An 18,442-nucleotide genomic window follows, 5' to 3' on the forward strand; every position below is an offset into this window, starting at 1 on the left:
AGGTCGCGGGCCTCGGTCCACCGGCCCAGCAGGCCGGGCAGCCGCCGGATCCGGCCGCCGCGCGCCAGCAGCCGCGCCCACCGGGCGCCGCGCCGCAGCGCGGTCTCGTAGCGGCGGCGGTCGCCCATCGCCCAGGCCACCGCCCGCATCATCGCCAGCTCCGGGGTGGGGACGGGCCGGTGGCGGCGCGCCTCGACGACCCGGCCGCGCAGGTGGACCAGCACCTCCGGGATGTCGATCTTGACGGGGCAGACGTCGGCGCACCTCCCGCACAGGGTGGAGGCGAACGGCAGCGACGCGGTCGCCGCTCCGGCCACGCCGCGCAGCTGCGGGGTGAGGATCGCGCCGATCGGGCCGGTGTAGGGCGATCCGTAGGGGGCGTCGCCGACGCGTTCGTAGACGGGGCAGACGCTCCGGCAGGCCGAGCACTGGACGCAGCGCAGCGCCGAGCGGCCGACCTCGTCGGCGAGGGCGGCGGTGCGGCCGTTGTCGAGCAGCACCAGGTGGAAGGCGCGGGGGCCGTCGCCGGGGGTGACGCCGGTCCAGGTCGAGACGGCCGGGGTCATCCGCGCGCCGGCCGCGCGCGGCAGCAGTTGCAGCAGGACCTCCAGGTCCTGCCAGGTCGGCACGGTCTTGTCGATCCCGGCGACGCAGACGAGGGTGTCGGGCAGGGTCAGGCACATGCGGGCGTTGCCCTCGGACTCCAGCACCACCGGCGTGCCGGTCTCGGCGACCAGGAAGTTTGCGCCGCAGACCGCGACCCGGGCGGTCAGGAACCGGTCGCGCAGGTGGGCGCGGACCGCCGCGGCCAGGGAGCCGGGGTCGTCGGACAGATCGGGCGGGACGCCCGGCATCGCGCGCAGGAACAGGTCGCGCAGCTCGGCGCGGCCGCGGTGGACGGTGTCGGCGGGCGGCTCCCCGGCGAGCCGGGCGACCAGCTCGGCCAGCGCGGTCCGGTGGACGGTGATCCCGGCCGCGGCGAGGGCGTCGTCCAGGCCGATCTCGTGGAGGGCCGCCGACCGGGCCCGCAGGACCCCGGTCTCGCCGGTCGCGCGCACCAGGCCCGTCACGACGCGGCGGGCCGCGGCGGCGTCGGCGGCCCAGTGGACGGTGCCGCCCGCCTCGGTGACGGCACGTTCCAGCTCCTCCAGATGGGTGTCCAGGTTGAGCAGGGCGCCGTCCCGGATGGCCCGCCCGGCCTCGCGCAGCTCCTCCCAGTCGGGCAGCTCCGCCACGGCGCGCGAACGGTGTTCGCGGGCGGCGTCGGCCGCGCCGCGCAGGCCCCGCCGCAGCCGGGTGTCGTTCAGGGGAGCGCGGGCGGCGTCGGCGAACCTCGGCCGGGCGGGCCGCGCGGGGACCGTTCCCGGGGAGGAGGGGGTCCGCCCTTCGGAGGAGGCGGTCACGCGGGCCCCGTCCCGGCCAGGATCTCGGCCAGGTGGGCGGTGCGGACCCCGGCGCGCAGCCGCGACAGCGCCCCGCCGAGGTGGGCCAGGCAGGAGTTGTCGACCGCGCACACCACGTCGGCGGCGGTGGCGCGGACGTGGCGGATCTTGTCGGCGACCATGGCCACCGACACGTCGGCGTTCTTCATGGCGAACGCGCCGCCGAACCCGCAGCACTCCCCCGCCTCCGGCAGGTCCACCAGCTCCAGGCCCCGCACCGCGCGCAGCAGCCGCAGCGGCCGGTCGCCCGCGCCGCCGGGCCGCAGCGAGTGGCAGGTCGGGTGGTAGGCGACCCGGTGCGGGAAGTGCGCGCCCACGTCGGTGACGCCCAGCACGTCCACCAGGAACTCCGACAGCTCGTACACCGCCAGGTCCGCGGCGGCGCGGGCGAGTCCGGCGTCCCCGGCCGCCCGGGCGATCCGGGGGTAGGACTCGCGGACGGTCGCCGCGCACGACGCCGACGGCGTCACCACGGCCCCGCCGGCCGGCGCGTCCCCGAACGCCCGGACGAACCCGCGCGCCAGGTCGGCGGCCTCCCGGTGGTAGCCGGTGGTCCAGTGCACCTGGCCGCAGCAGGACTGGGCGGGCGGGAAGACCACCTCGTGGCCCAGCCGCTCCAGCAGCCGCGTCACCGCCCGTCCCGTGCCGGGGAACAGCGCGTCGTTGAAGCACGCGACGAAGAGCGCCACCCGCACCGCGCCCTCACCTCCCCCTCGCGTCGCCCCCGATCCAGGCGCCATCGTAGGCGGCGGAGGGGCGGCGGGCCCGGGGAAGCGGGCGACCGGTGGTGGCCGGAGCGGGCCGTCACCGCGCGGCCGGGGCCATCCCCAAACCGTTATGGGGAGAACGGTGGGAAATGTTTGCGGATCAGACGGCGTGTCGTTCTTGGACCGTTATGCAGATCAAGGCACGCTATGCTGCGACACCTCAGGGTGAGACACGTCACAGCCCACTGGTACTCCGGTACCACAGGACAACCGTCCTGACGGGCTATGGCCGCAAGGACGCGAACCGTTCCACACTGAGATGCGTCAATAAAGACAACACCACCCACCAGTAGTTGAGACCGGAGGCACGCCGATGTGCCGTCACCAGCCGCCCTGCCCCTCACCCGACGGACCCGACCGCGACGCCGCGCGGACGGTCGCCAGCCACCCCGAACAGGGGTGGAGTCTCCTGTGCAACGGCGTCGTGCTCTTCGAGGACACCGGTGAGCTGCTGCCCGACGGGGTAGTGGTCGCACCGCACCGGCCGACCGACCTTCGGGCCACGGCGGCCTGACCGGACCTCGGCTCCGGGGCCCCGGCCCCGGACGCGCGGAGGACTAGTCAGAACGGGTGATCTTCCTCGGGGGCGCCCCATCCGCCCTGACCCTCCGGACCCGCCCCGGGTCCGGAGGACACCGCACCGGACGACCGTCCCGACCTTTCACCACCAGCCCGGCCCGATCGGCCGGGCCTTCGTCTTTCCTGGACGGGGAACGCGTCAGGGGCGTCCGGCCGCCGCGCCGTCCCGTACGTCCGCCCAGCGGCGCAGCCACGGCCCGGCCGCCGCGCCGACCGCCGCCGGGTCCCTGGCCAGTTCGTGGCGTTCGCCCGGCAGCACCGCCACGTGCGCCGCGTCGGCCGGGTCCGGCACGCCGAACGGGTCGCGGTCGCCGTTGACGACCAGCACCTCCACGCCCGCCTCCCGCAGCTCTCCCGCCCGCGACTTGTCCGGCCTGCCCGGCGGGTGCAGGGGGAACGCCAGCGCCACCACCCCCACCGCGCCCGCCGCGCGGGCCGTCCGGCACGCCACGCGCGCCCCGTTGCTGCGCCCGCCCTGCACCAGCGGCACGTCCCCGAACCGCTCCCGCAGCACCCCGATGATCTCCAGCCACGCCTCGTCCTGCCGGGCGGCCGAGCCGGGCGCGCGGCGGCCCGCCCGGCGGAACGGCTGGAGCACCCGCGCCACCGCCCCGCCCAGGCCGAGCGCGACCTCGCGGACGGCCAGCAGGTCCGGAGCGTCCACGCCCCCGTTCGACCCGTGCGTCAGGACCAGCAGGAACGCCGGGTCGTCCGGCCCGTCCAGGGTGACGTCGGCCGGGCCGTGCGCCGTCGCGATCTCAAGCATGCCGCCCACCGTAGCGGCGAACGGGATCTGGCAGGGTGAGCGGCATGGGACAGAGGATGACCGACGGGGAGTGGCGGGCGTTCGTGTCGGAGGGCACCCGCACGGGCAAGCTCGCGGTGACGCGCAAGGACGGCCGCCCGCACGTGACGCCGATCTGGTTCGTGCTGGACGGCGACGACCTGCTGTTCACCACCTACGGCAAGGGCGTCAAGGCCAACGCCCTCAAGCGCGACCCGCGCGTGTCGCTGTGCGTGGACGACCAGACGCCGCCCTACTCCTACGTGATGATCGAGGGTGAGGCGGCGCTGACGGAGGACCCGGACGAGACGCTGCGCTGGGCGACCGCCCTCGGCGGCCGGTACATGGGCACCGGCCGGGCCGAGGAGTTCGGTCGGCGCAACGCGGTGCCCGGCGAGTACCTGGTGCGGGTGCGGATCACCAACGTGATCGCCGAACGCGGCGTCACGCACTAGAGCCGCGGCACCGGAACCGCGGCACTGGAACCACGGCACCGGAACCGGTCGGCGCGCCCGCGCGGTCAGGCGTCGGGCGTGCCCATCGCCAGCCGCAGCCGCTCGGCGAAGCTCTCGTGCAGCAGCGGCCCCCAGGCGTAGCCGCCGGGCACCGCCACCGCCTCGCCGATCGCCTCGTCGGCGCCGCCGCGCGCGTACCGGACGGCCAGCAGCGCGTACATGTGGTCCAGCGCGCCGAACGCCTCCTGGGCCAGCGCGGGCAGCGACCCGTCGGCCACCGACTGCTCCACGACCGGCTCCCACCACAGGTCGGCCGGGTCGGTCTCCTCGCCGTCGCCGGCCTCCTCGCCGAAGTCGCGGCGCAGCCGCGCGCGGACCTGCCCGGCCACGCCCGGGTCGGCCAGGCCGCGCCGCCAGGCCTCGCGCGCCTCGGCGTCCCGACCGCGCAGCGGCAGGGTCCGCGCCAGCAGCTCGGTGGCCAGCGGGCCGACCTCGGGGTCGGCGGGCTCGTCGGCGTCGCCGAGCGCGGCCCCGAACGCGCCGATCGCCTGGTCCAGGTAGGCGATGCCGAGCGCGACCGCCAGCCGCGAGTAGGCGTACGGCGAGCCGTCGCGGTCGATCAGCCGCAGCCCGGCGGTCAGGACCCGCTGGGCGCGGGCGGGCTCGCCGCGCTCCAGCAGCCGCTGCGCCAGGTCGTGGGCGGCCAGCGGGCCGTACTCGGGGTCGCCGGTCTCCACCGCCTTCTCCCAGTGGCCGCGCGCGGCCTCGAAGTCGCCGGAGTCGTCGGCCAGCCGCGCCAGCGCCAGGTGGGCGGGCGGCAGGTAGGCGGGGTTGCCGAAGTCGACCACGACCCGCCAGGCGGGCTCGGCCTGCTCGCGCTCCCCGGCGCGTTCGTGGGTGAGGGCCAGGTGGTAGGCGGCGCGCGGCCCGTACTCGGGGTCCCCGGTGGCGATGGCGGTCCGGTCCGCCTCGCGGGCCCCGGCGACGTCGCCGGAGTCGTCCAGCACGACCGCCAGCCCCAGGGCGGCCTGCGCGCGGTGGGGGGTGTCGCCGAGGGCGAGCACCTGTTCGAACAGGCGGGCGGCGCGGGCGGCCTCGCCGTCCTCGGCCAGCCGCCGGGCCCGCTCGCACAGCAGGGACGGGTCCCGGGACTGTTCGAGGGAGTGTTCGAGGGTCGGGTCGTGGGACGGGTCGTCGGACGCGGTCGCGTCAGGCTTGCTGCTCATCGCTCTGCTGCCCTCTGGGGGTCGGGGTCCGCTCCGAGCCTGGGGCCTGTCTCACGGCGGGCCCCGGCCACGCACGCGAGCGCGCCACCCGACCCGCGGGCCCGCAGCCGGAGGAGAGGGCCCTCAGGTCAGACCGCGAAGCGATGTCGCGCTCGCCAAGACCTGGTGAGGCGCGAGCCGCCGGGCGAGCGCCGTGGGCCAGGGCTTGGGAACCCAGCCTAGCGACCCGGCCGCCCCGCGTCCCGTGCCGACACACACATCCCCACCAAGATCATCCAACGGGGGTCAGAACGACCTTGCCCGCGATCTCGCCCGCCTCCCCCGCCCGGTGCACGTCGGCCAGCTCGCGCAGCGGACGCGCCGCCGCCTCCACCCGCACCGCCCCGGCGTCCACGAGCCCGACCAGCGCGGCGAGCTGCGCGGTGTCGTTGCGCGCGACGAAATGGACGGCGCGCACCGAAGGGTCGGCCACCGGCACCGGGCCGGTCGCCGAGACCAGCGAGCCGCCGGGGCGGACCAGGGCGGCGAGCGCGGTCCCGGCCTCGGTCGAGGGCACCAGGTGCAGGGCCAGGTCCACGGGTTCTCCGACGGCCTCGGCCAGCGGGGTGCGGGTGTAGTCGACGATCTCGTGGGCGCCCAGGCGGCGCACCGCCGCCGCGCTGCGCCCGCTCGCGGTGGCGATCACGTGCGCCCCGGCGTGCCGGGCGAGCTGGACGGCGAACCGGCCCACTCCCCCGCCCGCGCCGCCGACCAGCACCCGGTCGCCCGGCCCGACGGCGGCGTGCTCGAACAAGGCCTGCCAGGCGGTGTGCCCGGCGACCGGCAGCGCGGCGGCCACGGCGAGCGGGACGGCGGCGGGCGCGGCCGTCAGCTCCGTCTCGGCGGCGACGGCGTACTCGGCCGCCGCGCCGCCGCCGTCCAGGCGTCCGACCACGCGGTCGCCGGGCGCGAACGCCGTCACGCCCGGCCCGGTCGCGGCGACCGTCCCGGAGACGTCCGTACCGAGCACGAACGGGGGTTCGACGGGCAGGATCCCGCGCAGCGCGCCGGACCGCAGGCCGACGTCGGAGGGGTTGTAGGAGGTCGCCGCGACGCGGACCAGCACCCGGCCCGGGCCCGGGACCGGGCGGGGCACGCGGGTGTAGGTGATCACGGACGGGTCGCCGAACGCGGGCACGAGCGCGGCGTTCATGGTGGGTTCAGTCGTCATGGCCGGGTCCTTTACAAAGTAGATCTTTTGCCTGGTTCCAGCCTAGGAACGGACCTTCCGGACGTTCCATGCCGTCCCGTCTCGTTTTCCTACGCGCCCGTCTCACCGGGGCACACGGCGTTAGAGTGCGGGCGTGGACGTGCTCAGCGACGTGGTCGCGGTGATGCGCACGGGGGAACCGCGGTCGGCGCGCGTCGCCTGGCACGCGCCCTTCGGGCAGCGGTTCGGGGAGGTCCCCGGCGCGGCGGGGTTCCAGGTGGTGCTGCAGGGCTCGTGCTGGCTGCGGCCCGAGAACGGCCCGCCGGTCGCGCTCGGGGCCGGGGACGTGGTGTTCTTCCCGCACGGCGGGGCGCACGCCCTGGCCGACTCCCCCGACACCCCGCTGACCGCGCGGGCGTGCCTGCCCGACGACGCCCTCCCCCGCTACGCCGCTCCCCCCGACGGGCCGGGCGAGCCGGCCGCCGTGACGCTGTGCGGGGCCTACCGGCTCGACCCGCGCCGCGCCCATCCGCTGCTGCTGGACCTGCCGGAGATCGTGCACCTGCCCGCCCGGGCCGGGCGGCACACCCGGGTCCGCGCCGCCGTGGAGCTGCTGGGCGCCGAGCTGACCGACCCGCGCCCCGGCGTCGACGCGGTCGTGCCCGCGCTGCTGGACACGCTGCTGCTGTACATCCTGCGGGCCTGGTTCGCCGACCGGCCCACGCGCGTCCCGGTGTCGGGGTGGGCGGCGGCGCTGGCGGACCGGGGCGTGACGGCCGCGCTGGACGCGCTGCACCGGGACCCGGCCCGGTCCTGGACGATCGCCGGGCTGGGCGCGGTGGCGGGGATGTCGCGGGCGGCGTTCGCGCGCCGCTTCACCGCGCTGGTCGGCCGCCCGCCGCTGGCGTACCTGACCTGGTGGCGGATGACCACGGCGGCGCGGCTGCTGGAGGAAGGCGACGACCCGCTCGGCCGGGTGGCCGAGCGGGTCGGGTACGGGTCGGAGTTCGCCTTCGCCAACGCCTTCAAACGCGAGTTCGGGGTCGCGCCGGGGCGTTACCGCAGGACGTCGCGGGCCCCCCTGGAGGCTCAGTCCTCGAACGCCTCCGGCGGCGGGCAGGAGCACACCAGGTTGCGGTCGCCGTAGGCCTGGTCGATCCGCCGCACCGGCGGCCAGTACTTGCCCTCCCGCAGCGACGGCAGCGGGTAGGCCGCCTCCTGCCGGGAGTAGGCGTGCTTCCAGTCCTCGTCCAGCAGGGCCGCCGCGGTGTGCGGGGCGTGCTTCAGCGGGTTGTCCTCGCGGTCGTAGGAGCCGTCGGCGACCCGCTGGATCTCCCGGCGGATCTCGACCATGGCGTCGACGAACCGGTCCAGCTCGGCCAGGTCCTCCGACTCGGTCGGCTCGATCATCAGGGTGCCCGCGACCGGGAACGACAGGGTCGGCGCGTGGAAGCCGTAGTCGATCAGCCGCTTGGCGACGTCCTCGGCGGTGATCCCCGTCTCCTTGGTGATCTTGCGGAGGTCGGCGATGCACTCGTGCGCGACCAGGCCGTTGCGGCCGGTGTAGAGGATCGGGTAGTGCGGGGCGAGCTTGGCCGCCAGGTAGTTGGCGCCGATGATCGCGCCCTCGGTGGCGGCGCGCAGGCCGTCGGGGCCCATCATCGCGATGTAGGCCCAGGAGATCGGCAGGATGCCCGCCGAGCCCCACGGGGCCGCCGAGATCGGGCCGACGCCGGTGTCGCGCGGGCCGGCCTCCGGCCGCAGCGGGTGGTTGGGCAGGAACGGCACCAGGTGCTCGCGCACACCGACCGGGCCGACGCCGGGGCCGCCGCCGCCGTGCGGGATGCAGAAGGTCTTGTGCAGGTTCAGGTGCGACACGTCGGAGCCGAACTCGCCGGGCCGGGCCAGGCCGACCAGGGCGTTGAGGTTGGCGCCGTCGACGTAGACCTGGCCGCCCGCGGCGTGCACGGCCTCGCAGACCTCGGTGATGGTCTCCTCGAACACGCCGTGCGTGGACGGGTACGTCACCATGATCGCGGCGAGGTCGGCGCCGTGCTTGCCGATCTTGGCGTGCAGGTCGGCGATGTCGATGTTGCCGTGGTCGTCGCACTTGACGACCACGACCTTCATCCCGGCCATCACGGCGCTGGCGGCGTTGGTGCCGTGCGCCGACGACGGGATCAGGCAGATGTTCCGGTGCCCCTCGCCGCGCGAGGCGTGGTAGCCGCGGATCGCCAGCAGGCCGGCCAGCTCGCCCTGGGAGCCGGCGTTCGGCTGGACCGACACCTTGGCGTAGCCGGTGATCTCGGCCAGCGCCGACTCCAGCTCCTCGATCAGCTCGACGTACCCCTGGACCTGGTCGATCGGCGCGAACGGGTGGATGTTCGCGAACTCCGGCCAGGTGACGGGCTCCATCTCCGTGGTGGCGTTCAGCTTCATCGTGCAGGAGCCCAGCGGGATCATCGACCGGTCCAGCGCGATGTCCTTGTCCTGGAGCCGGCGCAGGTACCGCAGCATCGCGGTCTCGGAACGGTGCTGGTGGAACACCGGGTGGCTCAGGTACGGGCTCTGGCGGCGCAGCGCCTCGGGGAACGCCTGCGCGACCTCGGCGGTCCCGGCGCTCTCGATCCCGAACGCGGCCAGCACGGCGGTGACGTGCTCGGGCAGCGTGGTCTCGTCGCAGGCGACCGCGACGTGGTCGGCGTCCTGCCGCCGCAGGTTGACGCCGCGCTCCAGGGCGGCCCGCACGACCTCGTCGGCGCGGCCGGGCACGCGGGCCAGCACGGTGTCGAAGAACGAGCCGTGCACGACCTCCACGCCCCCGGCGCGCAGCGCGGCGGCCAGTTCGGCGGCGCGGGCGTGGGTGCGCTGGGCGATGGCGGCCAGGCCCTCGGGGCCGTGGTAGACGGCGTACATGCTCGCCATGACGGCCAGCAGCACCTGGGCGGTGCAGATGTTGCTGGTGGCCTTCTCGCGGCGGATGTGCTGCTCGCGGGTCTGCAGGGCCAGGCGGTAGGCGGTGGCACCGTCGGCGTCGACCGACACGCCGACCAGGCGGCCGGGAAGCTGGCGCTGGATGCCCTCGCGGACGGCCATGTAACCGGCGTGCGGGCCGCCGAAACCGTAGGGGACGCCGAACCGCTGGGAGGAGCCGACGACGATGTCGGCGCCGAACTCGCCCGGCGGGCGCAGCAGCGTCAGCGCCAGCAGGTCGGCGGCGACGACGACCTGCGCGCCCCGCTCGTGGGCCTGCGCGGCGACCGGCTCCAGGTCGCGGACCGCGCCGGACGCGCCGGGGTACTGAAGCAGCACGCCGAAGAAGTCGCCCTCGGGCAGGCCGCCGGACAGGTCGGCGGTGACGACCTCGATGCCCAGCGGGACGGCGCGGGTGCGCACGACCTCGATCGTCTGCGGCAGGGCGTCGGCGTCGACCAGGAACGCGCCGGGCTCCTTGCGCCGCGACACCCGGTGGGCGAGGGTCATCGCCTCGGCGGCGGCGGTGCCCTCGTCGAGCATGGAGGCGTTGGCGACCGGCAGGCCGGTCAGGTCGGCCACCACGGTCTGGAAGTTCAGCAGGGCCTCCAGGCGGCCCTGCGAGATCTCCGGCTGGTAGGGCGTGTAGGCGGTGTACCAGCCCGGGTTCTCCAGGACGTTGCGCAGGATGACGCCCGGGGTGATCGTGCCGTGGTAGCCCAGGCCGATCATGGAGGTGTACACCTTGTTCCTGGCGGCCAGCTCGCGCAGCCGGGCCAGGGCGGCCGGCTCGCTCAGCGCCGGCGGCAGCTCCAGCGGCCGGTCGGTGCGGATGGCGGCCGGGACGGCGTCGTCCACGAGCGCCTCGGCGGAGGCGTAGCCGATCGCGGCCAGCATCCGGGCCTGGTCGTCGGGGGACGGCCCGATGTGCCGGTCGGCGAACTGCTCCCGGGCCTGCTGCGGCGATGCCACCGGGGCGAAGTACTGGGCGGTCATTGGGGAGCCTCCTGGCTGCTGGGGTCGCTCAGAGCCGCCAACGGCCCTGGCCGGGCCGGTGGCCGGTCTCCCCCTCTGTCATGGGCACCTGAGAGCTTCACCCGCCGGAGCGGGGTTTCCCCTTCGGTGAGCCGCCCCTCCCCCGCCGGGGGAAGTCACGCCTGCTTTCCAGAGGTGCCTCGCCCGAGCGGTCCTTTTGCCTGAGAGGTTCCGGGGAGGGTTGCCCCTTCGGCGCCCCACGCTGGCCGCGTGGGATCTCTCCCGCACAGGGTCGACGGCTGTCCTTGGAGTGAACTCTATCCAACGGATCGCCCCCGCGATCTATCCGGGAGGCCCGCGTGCCGCGCTCTCCCGACCCGGAGTCGCCCGCGGAGGCCCCGCAAGTACGATATGCACAGCTCAGGAAGACGGGGACCGGCTGTGGCCAGGGGCGGGGCCGCGAGGCGGAAGGGCATGGGGGCTGGGTTTGGAGCATGCGCACGGTCAGGTCGACGCGAACCGCCCTCGACGGGGCCGCCTCCGTTCTGCGACGCTGATCACGGTGACCTGTCCGGACGGCGGTGCGCGGTGACGCAGACCCACGACGAGAGGACCGAGCGGGCGACGCGGTCCGACCCCGGCACGGCGGCCACGGCGGCCGTGACCGTCGACGAGCCCGCCCGCCCCAACCGGCTGCGCCGCCCCGGCGACGCGTTCCGCTTCGCCGCCTCCCTGCTGGGCCTGGCGGCGGTGATCCTGCTGGTGTCGTTCGCCCAGCAGACCACGCGCGGGATCCAGACCGACATCACCGAGGGCACCGCGCACGCCCCGCACGCCCTGCTGGCGCTGGCGACCCTGGCCTCCAGCTTCGGCGTGCTGGCGGTGCCGGTGGCGTTCGCGGTGGAACGGCTGCTGCACCGCGACGGCCAGCGCGTCGCGGTCGCGCTGCTGGCCGCCACGATCGCGTTCGCGCTGACGGTGCTGCTGGACGGCTGGGAGATCCCGGCCGCGCCCGGCGGCGTGCTGGACTCGCTGATCTGGGGCGGCACCGGCACCGCCCCGCTGCACACCGACATCACCCCGGTGATCGCGTTCGTGACGGCGGTCGGGATGGCCGGGCGGACCCGCTGGCAGACCGCCGCCTGGCTGATGATCGGGCTGGCGGCGCTGACCGGCCTGACCGCCGCCTACGCCTCGGTCGCGGCGCTGACCGCCACCTACTTCCTCGGCCGCGCCATCGGCCACGGCACCCTGTACGCGGTCGGCGCCCCCAACACCCGCCCGCCCGGCGCCGCCGTGCTGGGCGCGCTGGACCGCCTGGGGCTGCGGCCGGCGCGCGCCGAGCGGGTCCCGGCCCCCGCCGACGAGCCCCGCTGCTACCTGGTCGCCGTCGCGCGCGACCCCGACGACTCCCCCGCCGACACCTCCCCCGCCGACGCCACCGGCCCGGCCCTGCCGTGCGGCGAGTGGCAGCTGCGGGTCCACGTCCTGGACCGGGACCTGCAGACCGCCGGGCTGCCCTACCGGCTGTGGCGGCTGGCGCGGCTGCGCAGCGGCGCGCCCCGGCGGGCGCTGCGGTCGCTGCGCCGCTCCCTGGAGCAGGAGTCCCTGATGTCCTACGCCGTGACCGCCTCGGGGGTCCGCACGCCCCGGCTGGTCGCCACGGCGGAGGTCGGCACCGAGGCGGCGCTGCTGGCCTACGCGCACATCCCCGGGCGGCGGCTGGACGACGTCCCCGACGAGGAGCTCACCGACGCGCTGCTGACCGACGTGTGGCGGCAGTTCCGGCGGTTGCAGGCGGCGCGGCTGGCGCACCGGCGGCTGGAGGGCGACGCGATCCTCGTCGACGACGAGGGCCGCCCCCACCTGGTGGAGCTGGGCGCGGGCGAGATCGCCGCCGGTGACCTGCTGCTGCGGCTGGACCTGGCGCAGCTGCTGACCACCCTGGCGCTGCGGGTCGGCCCGGAGCGGGCCGTGCGCACCGCCTCGGGCGTGCTGGGAGAGAAGGCCCTGGCCTCGGCCGTGCCGCTGCTCCAGCGGGTCGCGCTGTCGCGGGGCACCCGCAGCGCCGTGCGGCACGACAAGGAGCTGCTGACCCGCATCCGCGAGCAGATCCTGCGGCTGGAGCCCGAGAGCGAGGCCCCGCCGATCCGGCTGGAGCGGTTCCGCCCCCGGACGATCTTCAGCATCGTCGCGCTGACCGCCGCCGCCTACATCGTCGTGCCGCAGCTCGGCAGCGTGGACCTGCCCCACCTGCTGGCCACCGCCAACTGGTGGTGGGCGCTGGTCGGCCTGGCGGCGGCGGCCGCGACGTACCCGGCGGCGGCGTGGATGGTGATGGGCTTCGTGCCCGAACGCCTGTCGCTGTGGCGCACGGTGCTGGTGCAGCTCGCCGCGTCGTTCGTGAAGCTGGTGGCCCCGGCCGCCGTCACCGGCGTGGCGCTCAACACCCGCTACCTCCAGCGCTCCGGGGTCCGGCCGGGCCCGGCGGTCGCCAGCGTCGGCGCCTCCCAGCTGGCCGGGATGGTCATCCACATCCTGCTACTGATCATGTTCGGGTTCCTGACCGGGTCGGCCGCCAACGCCACCCGCGACCTGGCCCCGTCCCGCACGGTCGTCATCGCGCTGCTGGCCCTCGCCGTGCTCGCCAGCGTGGCCCTGGCCGTCCCCCGCGTGCGGCGGCTGGTGGCCGGGCGGCTGCGCGACATGTTCTCCGGGGTGGTGCCGCGCCTGGTGGACGTGCTGCAGTCGCCGGGCAAGATGCTCACCGGGTTCGGCGGCACGATCCTGCTGACCATCGGGTTCGTGGTGTGCCTGGACGCCTCGATCCGCGCGTTCGGCGGGGAGCTGCCCTGGACGGCCGTGGCGGTGGTGTTCCTGACCGCCAACGCGGTCGGGTCGGCCGCGCCCACCCCGGGCGGCCTGGGGGCCGTGGAGGCGTCGCTGGCGCTGGCGCTGACGATCTCGGGACTGCCCGCCGAGACGGCCGCCTCGGCGGTGCTGCTGTTCCGGCTGCTGACGTTCTGGCTGCCGGTCCTGCCGGGCTGGGGCGCCTTCACCTACCTCCAGCGGAAGAAGGCGATCTGACCGGGTCGGCCGGGTCGGCCGGGCCCCGGCGGAGGCCGGTTCCGGGCAGGGCTCAGCCGGTCCTACGTGCCCGGCGCCGGTGGGCCAGTTCGTCGTGGGGGTGTCCGGTAGGGCCCATGGCGTCGGGCTCGGCGCGTTCGGCCGGAAGCTCGGCCAGGGTGCCCTCCACCTCCTGCCACACCCGTCCCAGAGCGATCCCGAACACGCCCTGACCGCCCTGCACCAGATCGACGACCTCGTCGGCGGAGGTGCACTCGTACACGCTCACGCCGTCGCTCATCAGCGTGATGCGGGCCAGGTCCTGCACGCCGCGGTCACGCAGGTGCGTCACGGCCGTGCGGATCTGCTGGAGCGAGACCCCGGTGTCCAGCAGCCGTTTGACGACCTTGAGCACCAGGATGTCGCGGAAGCTGTACAGGCGCTGGCTGCCCGACCCGTGCGCGGGCCGGACGCTGGGCGTCACCAGGCCCGTGCGGGCCCAGTAGTCGAGCTGGCGGTAGGTGATGCCCGCCGCGGCGCACGCCGTGGGGCCCCGGTAGCCGACGTCCTCCGGCGGCGCCGACACCTGCGTCTCGAAGAGCAGGCCCTGCTCTCCGGCGCGCTGCGACGCCACATGCCTGTCGGGGGTCGCCTTGCCCTCGCCGCTGCTCACCGCCACGCGGACCTCCGGCTTCTATCAGCCCGTTGTGTTCCGTCAAGGGGGTTTGACGAATTGCACCACGGGTGTTCCACCAGCACGGTAGGTGCCGGTCAGGGTGTGGTCAACGTTCGTCGTCGGCGCGTCGCATGCCCGGATGAACCGGCTTCACGTGGGCAAACTGCACACCTTCGCTCTCCTGGAACTCCTACCCCGTTACGCCCGGGGCGGAAACGGCTCGATCGCCGCGATGCAAGAACACTCGTCCAAGGGCATAAACGTGCAGAACGGCACAGGAGGGCGGCAACGGGAGCTGCGGCGCGCCACGGAGCGTCCCCGGGATATCACGGGCACGCCGCCCGGGGGCGGGCTCGGATCGGCCCTGGATCGGCCGTGTGGCGGCGGGCGGCTCAGCCCGCGCGGCCGAAGTCCTCGGGGGTGATGGTGTTGAGGAACTCGCGGAACTTCTCCACCTCGTCCTCCTGCTCGTCGGGGATCGCGACCCCGGCCTCCTCCAGCACGTCCTCGCTGGCGAAGATCGTGGCGCCGGTGCGCAGCGCCAGCGCGATCGAGTCCGACGGGCGGGCGCTGACCTCGACCCCGTTGGAGAACACCAGATCGGCGAAGAAGATGCCCTCGCGCAGCGCGGTGATGTTCACCGTGCGCAACTGGACGCTCAGGGCGTCCAGGACGTCCCGGAACAGATCGTGGGTGAGCGGCCGCGCCGGCAGCACCCCCTGCTGGGCGAAGGCGATCGCGGTGGCCTCCACCGCCCCGATCCAGATGGGCAGGTAGCGGTCCCCGTCGCTCTCCTTCAACAGGACGATCGGCTGGTTGGAGGGCATCTCGACCCGGACGCCGACGACCTCCATCTGCTTCACAGCGGCTCCCTGCTGGTCCTCGAAGTCTCGATCACCACGTGGCCCGGATCGTCGCCTGACCGACCCCTGTAGCCAACGTACACCCGGTGACCGTCGCCGCGTCCGGTCGGCGGGGTGGCAAAATCCTTTGCCCGGCCCATGATCAGGGGTCGAGGCTTTCCCGCAGACCGGTGGCGACCAGGGCCGCGTGCAGCCGTACGGCCAGGTCGGCGATGCGCCGGGCGGTGTCGGCGGCCTGCTCGTGCGCGCCGGGGCTGCGCCGGCGCAGCTGCGGCGCGACGACCTGCTCGATCAGGCCGACCTGCCGGTCGGCGGCGGCCTTGACGGCGCGCAGGTGCCGGGCCTCGAACCCGAACTCCCCCAGCGCGGCGGCGGTCCGGGCGACCGTCAGCGCCTCGCCGTCGTAGTGCGTGCCGTTGCGGCCGATCAGCCCGTACTCCTCCAGCTGGGCCAGCAGCGCCTCGTCGATCCCGGCGCCGTCGAGCAGCTGGCGGCGGGTCAGGCGGACCTGCGGGCCGGGGGCGGCGGCGTCGGCGGCGACCAGGGTGCGCGGGCCGCGCCCCTCCCCGGAACGGGGGTCCCCGGCGCTCCGCGGCGCGGCGGCGCCGTTCCCGCCGTCGGCACGGCCGTCGGGGCGGCCGTCGGCGGGGCGCGCGTCCGGCGGCGGCATCGGCTCGCCGCGGTCCAGGGCCTCCAGGCGCTGGCGGATCACCCGCAGGGGCAGGTAGTGGTCGCGCTGGGCGGTCAGCACGAACCGCAGCCGCTCGACGTCGGCGTCGGAGAACTTGCGGTAGCCCGCGGGGCTGCGCTGGGGCGTGACCAGTCCCTCCGCCTCCAGGAAGCGGATCTTGGAGATGGTGACGTCCGGGAAGTCCTCCCGGAGCAGCCCCAGGACGTCCCCGATCGTCATCAGGGCGCGGGCCGGCTGTGCCGTCATGCCCCTCCCCTCGTCGCCGCGTTCGTCCGGTGGTGTGCCCGCCTGCCGGTCCGGCGCGCCCACCTGGCGGACGCGCCGGACGGACCGGTCAGCCGTGCTGCGGGTTGGTCAGGAAGACCAGGCGGAACTTGCCGATCTGCACCTCGTCGCCGCCCGACAGCCCCGCCTGGTCGATCCGCTGCCGGTTGACGTAGGTGCCGTTGAGGCTGCCGACGTCGCGCACCGAGAACGTGCCGCCGTGGCGGGAGAACTCGGCGTGGCGCCGGGAGACGGTGACGTCGTCCAGGAAGATGTCGCTCTCGGGGTGCCGTCCGGCGGAGGTGCGGTCCTTGTCCAGCAGGAAGCGGCTGCCCGCGTTGGGGCCGCGCTTCACCACCAGCAGCGCCGTGCCCGGCGGCAGGGCCTCCACGGCGACCTGCTCGGGGCCGGCGGCCTCCGGTTCGCCCTGGTCGTTGTCCAGGGCCTCGAACCCGCCGATGGAGATGGTGGAGGTGGACTCGCCCGGCGACTCCCGGTAGGGCGAGGCGCCCCGCGCCAGCGGTGTGCCGCAATTGGAGCAGAAGCGGGCATCATCCGGGTTGGCGTGACCGCACTGCGTGCAGTAGACGCTCGGCATAGATCGGCTCGGCCTCCTACGATCGGCGCGGCGCCCACGGCCGCCCCGGTCCGGGGAGCCGCCCGCGCCACGCGCATCCTTCTACCAACCCACGCCGGGGACCCGCCCCCCGGCCTCGGTCCGGCTCACGCCGCCTTGTGACACGACGGTCGCCGCAACTTACGCGGGTAGTGCCCGAGGGGTCAACCATGGCGGAGAGCCGGCCGCCTCCCAAGCTACATTCGACAATGATCGCAGGTCTACGCCGCCGCGCGGACAAGCCCCCGTGACCGGCCCCCGCGATCCGTCACCCCGACCGTACCGCGCGCACGGCGACACGGGCACTCGGGGTGATCGTCACGGTGGCCCCGGCGGCCTGCAGGGTGCGCACGACGCCGCCGGGGATGTTGAGGGCGGTGGTCATGGTGTGCGCGTCGCCGATGGCCAGGAACCGGTAGGGCGCCTGCAACCGGCGGCCGTCGGCCTCGATGCCGCCGGACCAGTCCAGGAAGTAGGTGCCGGCGCCCGCGCGCACGTCGTTGACCTGCACGACCTCGGCCCCGGCGTCGCGCAGCTCCTGCAGGGCGTCCAGCAGGTGGACCGACCGCACCGTCCCTCGGGGGTCGTCGATCCGCACCTCGATGCCGGGTCCCTCGGCGGGCAGGGTCCCCGCCAGCAGGCCGTAGGTGGCCGCCCGGCGGCGGGCCTCCTCCAGGGCCGTCTCGCCCTGCACGTCGCGTTCCAGGCCCGCCCGGACGCCCTCCAGGTCGCGCAGGTCGCCGCGCAGCCGCTCGGAGCGCTGTGACAGATCCGACAGGATGCCGACCAGCTCGTCCTGGCGGGCGGTGGCGAACGTGGTGTCGTGCTGGGTGGTCTGCACCTGGGCGACCACCGCGAAGCCGACCACCAGGCACAGCAGGCCGCCCACGAGCTGCCCCCAGGTGGTGCGGGGGCGCAGCAGGTCCACCAGGCCCGCCAGGCCGTTCCCGGACGCCCTCCCGGCGGGACTCCCGTCGGGCCCCTCGTCGAGCCTCTCGTCGAGCTTCTCGTCGGGCCCCTCGTCCTTCTCCCGGTCGCTCATGCGCCGAACAGCTTCCGCCGGATGGCCGCCGCGTTGGAGAAGATCCGGACGCCGAGGACGACCACGACGCCGGTGGACAGCTGGGAGCCGACGCCGAGCTGGTCGCCCAGGAAGACGATCAGGGCGGCGATGATGGTGTTGCTGAGGAACGACACGACGAACACCTTCTCGTCGAAGATCCCCTCCAGCCGGGCGCGGACGCCGCCGAACATGGCGTCCAGCGCCGCCACGATGGCGATCGGCAGGTAGGGCTGCAGCCACAGCGGCACGGTGGGCTCCAGCAGCAGCCCCAGCGCCACCCCGACCACCAGGCCGATCAGTGCGATCACCCTCGGATCTCCTTCCCCCCGGTCATGGTCTCCCCCGCCGTTCCCGGTCCGGCTCCTCCCGTTCGCGCAGCGGCCGGGCGTGCCGCAGGCGCAGCGCGCTCCCCGCCGGGAGCCGCGCGGCGGCCGAGCGCCGCCACTCGTAGCGCATCCGGAACCGGTCGGCGAGGGCGCGCAGGCGGCGGTCGGCGGGCGAGCCGCGCAGCGCCCGTTCCAGCCGGTCCGGGTCGCCGAGGGCCGTCACCTCGTAGGGGCCGCTCAGCGGCCGGTAGTCGACGAGGATCGCCTCACCCGCGGTGCGCACGGCGGTGGTCGGGGTGAGCCGCTGCCCGTTGATCGCGATCGCGGTGGCCCCGGCCGCCCACAGGCCGTTCACCAGGACCTGGAGGTCCTGATCATAGACCCGGCCCTCGTCGGCCCGGCCCCGGGCGCGGCCGTCGCCGCCGGAGCGGGGGGCGTCGTCCAGCACGACCACCAGCGCGGGCCCCGAGGCGGGCGCGGCGGCCGC

Annotated in this window: 17 protein-coding genes and 2 riboswitches; of the genes, 4 read left to right on the plus strand and 13 right to left on the minus strand. The window is 75.2% G+C overall.

Annotated features, from left to right (window positions below):
* Together AKI01S_RS43265 and AKI01S_RS43270 are read right to left on the minus strand one after the other, a co-directional pair.
* Nucleotides 1-1,403, minus strand: a 1,403-nt coding sequence (locus AKI01S_RS43265; protein ID WP_067831810.1) for a lactate utilization protein B, incomplete at its 3' end; no start/stop codon positions are given.
* Nucleotides 1,400-2,137, minus strand: a complete 738-nt coding sequence (locus AKI01S_RS43270; RefSeq protein WP_067831812.1) for a (Fe-S)-binding protein — start codon at nucleotides 2,135-2,137, stop codon at nucleotides 1,400-1,402. The genes AKI01S_RS43265 and AKI01S_RS43270, both read right to left, overlap by 4 nt.
* Before the next feature lie 385 nt (nucleotides 2,138-2,522).
* Here AKI01S_RS43270 and AKI01S_RS43275 point away from each other — a divergent pair, with 385 nt between their 5' ends.
* Nucleotides 2,523-2,723, plus strand: a complete 201-nt coding sequence (locus AKI01S_RS43275; RefSeq protein ID WP_067831813.1) for a DUF5999 family protein — start codon at nucleotides 2,523-2,525, stop codon at nucleotides 2,721-2,723.
* Nucleotides 2,724-2,927: 204 nt separating this feature from the next.
* Here AKI01S_RS43275 and AKI01S_RS43280 read toward each other — a convergent pair whose 3' ends face one another.
* Nucleotides 2,928-3,554: an alpha/beta hydrolase family protein gene (locus AKI01S_RS43280; RefSeq protein ID WP_067831815.1), complete on the minus strand. Its 627-nt coding sequence runs from the start codon at nucleotides 3,552-3,554 to the stop codon at nucleotides 2,928-2,930.
* 44 nt (nucleotides 3,555-3,598) lie between these two features.
* On the opposite strand from AKI01S_RS43280, the gene AKI01S_RS43285 reads away from it, so the two are divergent.
* A complete protein-coding gene (locus AKI01S_RS43285; RefSeq protein ID WP_067831817.1) occupies nucleotides 3,599-4,027 on the plus strand; it encodes a PPOX class F420-dependent oxidoreductase in 429 nt (142 codons plus the stop codon).
* Between the two features lie 65 nt (nucleotides 4,028-4,092).
* Here the strand turns inward: AKI01S_RS43285 and AKI01S_RS43290 are convergent, their stop codons facing one another.
* A complete protein-coding gene (locus AKI01S_RS43290; RefSeq protein WP_084000813.1) occupies nucleotides 4,093-5,253 on the minus strand; it encodes a tetratricopeptide repeat protein in 1,161 nt (386 codons plus the stop codon).
* Between the two features lie 271 nt (nucleotides 5,254-5,524).
* Entirely contained in the window at nucleotides 5,525-6,463 is a 939-nt protein-coding gene (locus AKI01S_RS43295; protein ID WP_218010045.1) for an NADP-dependent oxidoreductase, read from the minus strand.
* Between the two features lie 133 nt (nucleotides 6,464-6,596).
* Between AKI01S_RS43295 and AKI01S_RS43300 the strand changes: the two genes are divergently transcribed.
* Nucleotides 6,597-7,589, plus strand: coding sequence for an AraC family transcriptional regulator (locus AKI01S_RS43300; protein ID WP_084000814.1), 993 nt, complete (start codon nucleotides 6,597-6,599; stop codon nucleotides 7,587-7,589).
* Here the strand turns inward: AKI01S_RS43300 and gcvP are convergent.
* Nucleotides 7,532-10,411, minus strand: coding sequence for an aminomethyl-transferring glycine dehydrogenase (gcvP, locus tag AKI01S_RS43305; protein WP_067831820.1), 2,880 nt, complete (start codon nucleotides 10,409-10,411; stop codon nucleotides 7,532-7,534). The two genes, AKI01S_RS43300 and gcvP, sit on opposite strands and share 58 nt — an antisense overlap.
* Nucleotides 10,412-10,476: 65 nt before the next feature.
* Nucleotides 10,477-10,589: riboswitch (glycine riboswitch) on the minus strand.
* A riboswitch (glycine riboswitch) is annotated at nucleotides 10,590-10,685 on the minus strand.
* Nucleotides 10,686-10,978: 293 nt separating this feature from the next.
* Here gcvP and AKI01S_RS43310 point away from each other — a divergent pair.
* Nucleotides 10,979-13,477 (plus strand): flippase-like domain-containing protein, encoded by a 2,499-nt coding sequence (locus AKI01S_RS43310; protein ID WP_067831822.1) that lies wholly within the window; start codon nucleotides 10,979-10,981, stop codon nucleotides 13,475-13,477.
* A gap of 52 nt (nucleotides 13,478-13,529) precedes the next feature.
* Here the strand turns inward: AKI01S_RS43310 and AKI01S_RS43315 are convergent, their stop codons facing one another.
* The 7 genes from AKI01S_RS43315 to AKI01S_RS43345 form a co-directional block, all read right to left on the minus strand.
* Nucleotides 13,530-14,135 carry a MerR family transcriptional regulator gene (locus AKI01S_RS43315; RefSeq protein ID WP_067831825.1) on the minus strand — a complete coding sequence of 202 codons (606 nt, stop codon included), beginning with the start codon at nucleotides 14,133-14,135 and terminating at the stop codon, nucleotides 13,530-13,532.
* Between the two features lie 389 nt (nucleotides 14,136-14,524).
* Entirely contained in the window at nucleotides 14,525-14,995 is a 471-nt protein-coding gene (locus tag AKI01S_RS43320; protein WP_067831827.1) for a bifunctional nuclease family protein, read from the minus strand.
* A gap of 142 nt (nucleotides 14,996-15,137) precedes the next feature.
* A complete protein-coding gene (gene ftsR / locus AKI01S_RS43325; protein ID WP_067831829.1) occupies nucleotides 15,138-15,932 on the minus strand; it encodes a transcriptional regulator FtsR in 795 nt (264 codons plus the stop codon).
* A gap of 88 nt (nucleotides 15,933-16,020) precedes the next feature.
* The gene (locus AKI01S_RS43330) at nucleotides 16,021-16,548 is read right to left on the minus strand and encodes an FHA domain-containing protein (RefSeq protein ID WP_067831831.1); all 528 of its coding nucleotides are present in this window, start codon (nucleotides 16,546-16,548) and stop codon (nucleotides 16,021-16,023) included.
* Between the two features lie 286 nt (nucleotides 16,549-16,834).
* Nucleotides 16,835-17,608 carry a DUF881 domain-containing protein gene (locus AKI01S_RS43335; RefSeq protein WP_067831833.1) on the minus strand — a complete coding sequence of 258 codons (774 nt, stop codon included), beginning with the start codon at nucleotides 17,606-17,608 and terminating at the stop codon, nucleotides 16,835-16,837.
* Complete coding sequence (locus tag AKI01S_RS43340; protein ID WP_067831835.1) at nucleotides 17,605-17,937, minus strand: small basic family protein; 333 nt, start codon at nucleotides 17,935-17,937, stop codon at nucleotides 17,605-17,607. Before AKI01S_RS43340 ends, AKI01S_RS43335 begins: the two co-directional genes overlap by 4 nt.
* 22 nt (nucleotides 17,938-17,959) lie before the next feature.
* Nucleotides 17,960-18,442, minus strand: a 483-nt coding sequence (locus AKI01S_RS43345; RefSeq protein WP_157420564.1) for a DUF881 domain-containing protein, incomplete at its 5' end; no start/stop codon positions are given.

Source organism: Actinomadura kijaniata NBRC 14229 (assembly GCF_001552175.1).
Taxonomy (GTDB): domain Bacteria; phylum Actinomycetota; class Actinomycetes; order Streptosporangiales; family Streptosporangiaceae; genus Spirillospora; species Spirillospora kijaniata.

What these genes read in the sequence shown, in the direction of transcription:
- ftsR (WP_067831829.1), bottom strand. Translation starts at nt 15,932, where the DNA reads ATGACGGCACAGCCGGCCCGCGCCCTGATGACGATCGGGGACGTCCTG.
- gcvP (WP_067831820.1), bottom strand. Translation starts at nt 10,411, where the DNA reads ATGACCGCCCAGTACTTCGCCCCGGTGGCATCGCCGCAGCAGGCCCGG.
- AKI01S_RS43285 (WP_067831817.1), top strand. Translation starts at nt 3,599, where the DNA reads ATGGGACAGAGGATGACCGACGGGGAGTGGCGGGCGTTCGTGTCGGAG.
- AKI01S_RS43295 (WP_218010045.1), bottom strand. Translation starts at nt 6,463, where the DNA reads ATGACGACTGAACCCACCATGAACGCCGCGCTCGTGCCCGCGTTCGGC.
- AKI01S_RS43290 (WP_084000813.1), bottom strand. Translation starts at nt 5,253, where the DNA reads ATGAGCAGCAAGCCTGACGCGACCGCGTCCGACGACCCGTCCCACGAC.
- AKI01S_RS43275 (WP_067831813.1), top strand. Translation starts at nt 2,523, where the DNA reads ATGTGCCGTCACCAGCCGCCCTGCCCCTCACCCGACGGACCCGACCGC.
- AKI01S_RS43280 (WP_067831815.1), bottom strand. Translation starts at nt 3,554, where the DNA reads ATGCTTGAGATCGCGACGGCGCACGGCCCGGCCGACGTCACCCTGGAC.
- AKI01S_RS43335 (WP_067831833.1), bottom strand. Translation starts at nt 17,608, where the DNA reads ATGAGCGACCGGGAGAAGGACGAGGGGCCCGACGAGAAGCTCGACGAG.
- AKI01S_RS43330 (WP_067831831.1), bottom strand. Translation starts at nt 16,548, where the DNA reads ATGCCGAGCGTCTACTGCACGCAGTGCGGTCACGCCAACCCGGATGAT.